This window comes from Microbacterium sp. C448 (genome assembly GCF_000582705.2).
GTDB lineage: Bacteria > Actinomycetota > Actinomycetes > Actinomycetales > Microbacteriaceae > Microbacterium > Microbacterium lacus_A.
Genome location: NZ_HG779782.1, coordinates 1 through 4,571 on the forward strand (window position 1 = coordinate 1; position 4,571 = coordinate 4,571).

5 protein-coding genes and 1 pseudogene are annotated in these 4,571 nt (G+C 68.1%); 3 read left to right on the forward strand and 3 right to left on the reverse strand.

What is annotated here, in order from left to right:
* Positions 1 to 182 precede the first annotated feature (182 nt).
* Positions 183 to 1,208 carry an NADPH:quinone reductase gene (locus MIC448_RS13770; RefSeq protein ID WP_036300850.1) on the forward strand — a complete coding sequence of 342 codons (1,026 nt, stop codon included), beginning with the start codon at positions 183 to 185 and terminating at the stop codon, positions 1,206 to 1,208.
* A gap of 9 nt (positions 1,209 to 1,217) precedes the next feature.
* Here the strand turns inward: MIC448_RS13770 and MIC448_RS13775 are convergent, their stop codons facing one another.
* A complete protein-coding gene (locus tag MIC448_RS13775; protein WP_036300853.1) occupies positions 1,218 to 2,294 on the reverse strand; it encodes a DNA glycosylase AlkZ-like family protein in 1,077 nt (358 codons plus the stop codon).
* A gap of 17 nt (positions 2,295 to 2,311) precedes the next feature.
* Positions 2,312 to 3,151 (reverse strand): helix-turn-helix transcriptional regulator, encoded by an 840-nt coding sequence (locus MIC448_RS13780; RefSeq protein WP_036300854.1) that lies wholly within the window; start codon positions 3,149 to 3,151, stop codon positions 2,312 to 2,314.
* Positions 3,152 to 3,255: 104 nt separating this feature from the next.
* On the opposite strand from MIC448_RS13780, the gene MIC448_RS16620 reads away from it, so the two are divergent.
* Positions 3,256 to 3,789, forward strand: a complete 534-nt coding sequence (locus tag MIC448_RS16620) for an SDR family NAD(P)-dependent oxidoreductase (protein WP_306342169.1) — start codon at positions 3,256 to 3,258, stop codon at positions 3,787 to 3,789.
* Positions 3,790 to 3,802: 13 nt separating this feature from the next.
* Entirely contained in the window at positions 3,803 to 4,240 is a 438-nt protein-coding gene (locus tag MIC448_RS13790; protein ID WP_051513963.1) for a VanZ family protein, read from the forward strand.
* Here MIC448_RS13790 and MIC448_RS13795 read toward each other — a convergent pair.
* A pseudogene (locus MIC448_RS13795) lies at positions 4,227 to 4,571 on the reverse strand (NAD(P)-dependent alcohol dehydrogenase); the annotation flags it as partial. The gene MIC448_RS13790 and the pseudogene MIC448_RS13795 overlap by 14 nt on opposite strands.

A 4,571-nucleotide genomic window follows, 5' to 3' on the forward strand; every position in this document is an offset into this window, starting at 1 on the left:
ATGACCACCGACATCCGAACCCCGAAAAGCACCCAAAAAACGGCGAAATCACGCCGAAAAGATGAGACTTCTCACATCTTGCGTCGCGCAAGCGAACCCGCAGGCGGGTGGCTCCGCTGGTCACTTCGACAGGCTCAGTGACCGACGGGAATGCCCAACGGCGCAGGCCGGTTGCCCACACCATGCGCGCCATCGTCTACTCCCAGACCGGAACATCCGACGTCCTCCACGAGATCGACTCGCAGATCCCCGAGCCCGGCGCGGGCGAGGTCCGCGTTCGCGTGATCGTTTCGGGCGTCAATCCGACGGATTGGAAGAGCCGGGCGGGCGGCGCCTCAGCCCCGACGCGCTTCCCGGAGCAGGTACCCAACCAGGACGGTGCAGGCATCGTCGACGCGGTCGGTCCGGGCGTCGAGCACCTCGCGCCCGGCGATCGGGTCTGGATGTTTCTCGCAGCATTCGACCGCCCGTCCGGCACCGCGCAGGAGTACACGCTCCTGCCCGCTCATCTCGTCGCGCCCCTCCCCGAAGGCGTCTCGTTCGACGTCGGCGCATCGCTGGGCGTGCCCGCGCTGACGGCGCATCGAGCGCTCACCGTGCACGACGGCGGCCCCTCGCGGCTCGCCCCCGGTTCACTCGCGGGCCGGACCGTGCTGGTCGCGGGTGGGGCCGGCGCCGTCGGACACGCCGCCATCCAGCTCGCGCGCTGGGCCGGCGCGACCGTCGTCACGACCGTGTCTTCCGACGCCAAAGCGGACCTCGCCCTCGCGGCCGGAGCGCACACCGTCGTCAACTATCGCGAGCAGCACGCTGCCGCCGAGATCCGCGCCGCCGCCCCCGATGGGGTGGACATCGTGGTCGAGGTCTCCCCCGCGCGCAACGCAGAACTGAATGCCGCCGTCCTGGCGAACCAGGGCTCCGTCGCCGTCTACGCGACCGATGGCGGAACCGAGATGAGCCTCGACATCCGCACGCACTTCGCCCTCAACATCCGGTACCAGTTCTTGCTGCTCTACACGATGGGGACGGATGCGATCACGGCCGCTGTCGAGGATGTCACGGCCGCACTTCGCGACGGTGCGCTCCCCGTCGGACAGGAAGCCGGCTTGCCGATCACTCGATTCGCCCTGGAACAGACCGCCGCCGCGCACGACGCGGTCGAGGGCGGGCTCGTCGGCAAGGCACTCATCGACGTGGCAACGAGCTAGCGCGCCCGGTCACCGCCCCGCTAGCGCGACCCCCAGCCATCCGGCCAGATCCCGAATCTCGGCCTCGACCATCTCGCGCTCGTCGTCGTCGTAGGGCAAGACTTCGTGCACGGCGTGCACGACGAGCGTCTCCTTCTTCTTGTCGAGTTCGGCGTCCAGCAGCCCGACGAAGCGATCGCCGACGAGGATCGGATGCGCGAAGTATCCGTACACCCGCTGCGCCTTGGGCTTGAACTGCTCGAGCACGTAGGTGAAGTCGAACAGTTCGGTCAGTCGCGGACGGTCGAAGAGCATGCGGTCGTACGGGTTCAGGATGGCGGCGCGCCCGCCCGGGTCGTCGTCGAGAGCGGCGAGCGCCTCAGGATCGACCCGCCACTTCCAGCTGCTGCCCTCGACTTCGGCGGGTTCGCCCACCGTTCCCACCGGCGTCCAGGGTGACTTCTGCTTCACGATGCCGGCCGCCTGCAGGCGCCGTTGCTGCAACAGCACCTCAGCCTCGGCCGGCTCGAACACCGGCAGGTCGGCCGGATAGACCCGCTCCGGCAGGTCCCACAGGCGCTGGCGGCCCACCCGGCCGGCGATCGCGACCTCGCCGATCCGCGCGAGGATCTCGAGCATCCGCGGCACTTCGTTCGGCCCGTACCATCCGCTCGAGCGGTCGCGTTGGACGACGCTCGTGTCGGTGAAGTCGGATGCCGCGAGTGGGCCCTCGGCGCGAAGTCGGGACAGGATGTCTCGGCGAAACGCGTCGTTCGCCTCGAGGTAGTCGACCGTCGCCTGCCGGCGCGGGCCCTGGCGCATGATCGACAGCATCGGGGCGAGCAGGCTGCCTGCCCAGAAGCATCCGTCGTGCTCGAAAAGCAGCCGATCGGTCTCGACGGCTTTGCGGAGCTGGCCGGGTTCGTAGCCCCAACCGATCCGGCTCCACGGCACCGTCTGCTCGGCAGGGGCGATCGTGGCGGTGGGATCGATCTTGATCGCGCCGATCTGCTCGGCAACCTCAACGATGTCACCTGGACGGTCGGCGTCGAGCAGCTGAGCCCGGACCGCGATGCGGCGCGCTTCGTCGCGGGACAGCCGATGCATGGGGCGACGCTACTCGCTCAACCGAGCGCCTGCGCCCCGATCACCGACAGCAGGCTCAGCTTCTCGTAGCTCTCGCTGCCCGGGACGGCCGTATAGACCATCAGCGACTGCGCCTGCGCGGGGTCGACCAGCCGTTGACAGTGCAGTTCGAGCGCACCAACTTCGGGATGCACGAAGTGTTTCGTCTCGTGCGGCCGCAGTCCCACCTCGTGCTCTGCCCAGAGCGTGCGGAACTCGTCGCTGCGCGCGAGCAAAAGCTCGGCGAGTTCGGCAGCGCGCGACCGGGGGCCACGCAACGCCGTGATCTCACGCAACCCCGACGCGTACATCCTGCTGAGGAACCCGTGCTCCTCTCGGGCGTAGAACTCCCGCGTGGCGGGATCGGTGAACCAGCGAAAACCGAGGCTGCGTTCGGGCCCGGTGAGAGAGACCTTGTCTCCCATCAGGGCGATGCCCATCCGGCTCTGCACAAGCGTCTCGCCTAGTTCGGTGACGATCTCGGCGGGTGTGTCGTCGAGTCGATCCAGGATGCGGAGCATGCCCGGGCTGACGTGATCGCGTCCGCCGCCACGCGCGGGCGGCGTGTGCCCCGCGAGATGAAACAGATGGTCGCGTTCATCGAGCGAGAGGTGGAGCCCCTGGGCGATGGATGCCAGCATGTGCTCGGACGGCTGCGGGCCCCTCTCCTGCTCGAGGCGGGAGTAGTAGTCCGTCGACATGTGGCTGAGCGCTGCCACCTCTTCCCGGCGCAGCCCGGTGGTTCGGCGCCGAGCACCGCGCGTCAGTCCGACATCCTCCGGCTGCAGCGCCTCGCGGCGCGTCCGAAGAAACTCGGCCAATCCCCTGCGGTCGATCACGGTGTTCCCTCATCTCCCTGCGTCCGTCATGTCTACCCCGTGTGGACAACCGGAGCCACGGTCCGGCGATCCCCCCTTCGTATCGGGGGATCGAGAGGCCCTGGATGGCCTCGGCGCCGCGGGCGATCGTGGGAACACCAGAACACGAGACATCCGAGGAGCACACCGTGCCACGCAAGAAGATCGACATCACCCTTCCCGACCTCACCGGCAAGCGCGCGCTCATCACGGGCGCCAGCGATGGCATGGGCCTGATCATGGCCCGCCGACTCGCTGCGGCCGGCGCCGAGGTCATCGTCCCCGTGCGAAACCGCACGAAGGGCGAGAACGCGCTCGCGACGATCCGCGCCACGTTTCCCGATGCCGCGGTGTCGCTCCGCGATCTGGACCTTTCGTCGCTCGAGTCCGTGGCGAGACTCGGCGAGACGCTGCGCGCCGAGGGCGAACCGATCCACCTGCTCATCAACAACGCGGGCGTCATGAGCCGCGGTCTGCTCTTCGGGCCGATGGGACCCGGTCGCGTAGGCGGAACGCCCGGCGAGCAGCCCCTGTTCCGGCCGCTCCGCAGCATGAACGAGGCCGCCCGCATGTGGGAATGCTCCGAGGAGCTCACCCAGGTAAAGCTCCCGACGGCATGACAATCTGAGTTCGATGACGATGTTCCCCCTCGGCCGACCGGCACGCACAACGATCGCCGCGCTCGGTGCCCTCTATACGGGCGCCGTTCTGTGGGTGACGCTGCGTCCGTTGCCGTGGGCGACCGAGGGAAACCAGGAGGCCTATGGCATCCTCAATCTTCAATCGTGGATCGGATGGTCGACCTGGACGGAGGGATCACCGCTTGAGATCGTGGCGAACATTCTGATGTTCCTGCCCATCGGGCTGGCCTCAGGTCTGCTCTTTCGCGGCTCTGTCGGCCTTCTCGTTCCCATCGCGCTGACCCTCGTGATCGAGCTGGCACAGATACCGTTGGCGGACCGGATCTCTCATCCGCGCGATCTCGTCGCGAACGCCTCCGGCGCCATCCTGGGACTGTTGATCGCCGCCGCGGTGCGCCGGCGGAGGCGCGCCGGACTCAGCCGAAGGTAAGGACGGGCTTGACGACCTCGCCGGACTCGCTGTCGGCGAATGCCCGCGCAATTTCGGCAAACGGGTACGTCCGAACGAGCCTGTCGAACGGGAACTCACCCGCCAGATACAGCTCGATCATCTCGGGGATGAACAGCTGCGGGATGACGCCGCCCTCGACGACAGACGTGATCCGGATGGCGCGGGCCACGGCCTGCGACAGGTTCACCTTCGACTCCGCTTCGGGGTTCGCTGCGGCCAGCAAAACGGCGTGGCCGCGGTGGCCCAGCGATCGGAGCATCCCGTCCACGACACCGGCGTTTCCGGTCGTGTCGATCGCATAGTCCACGCC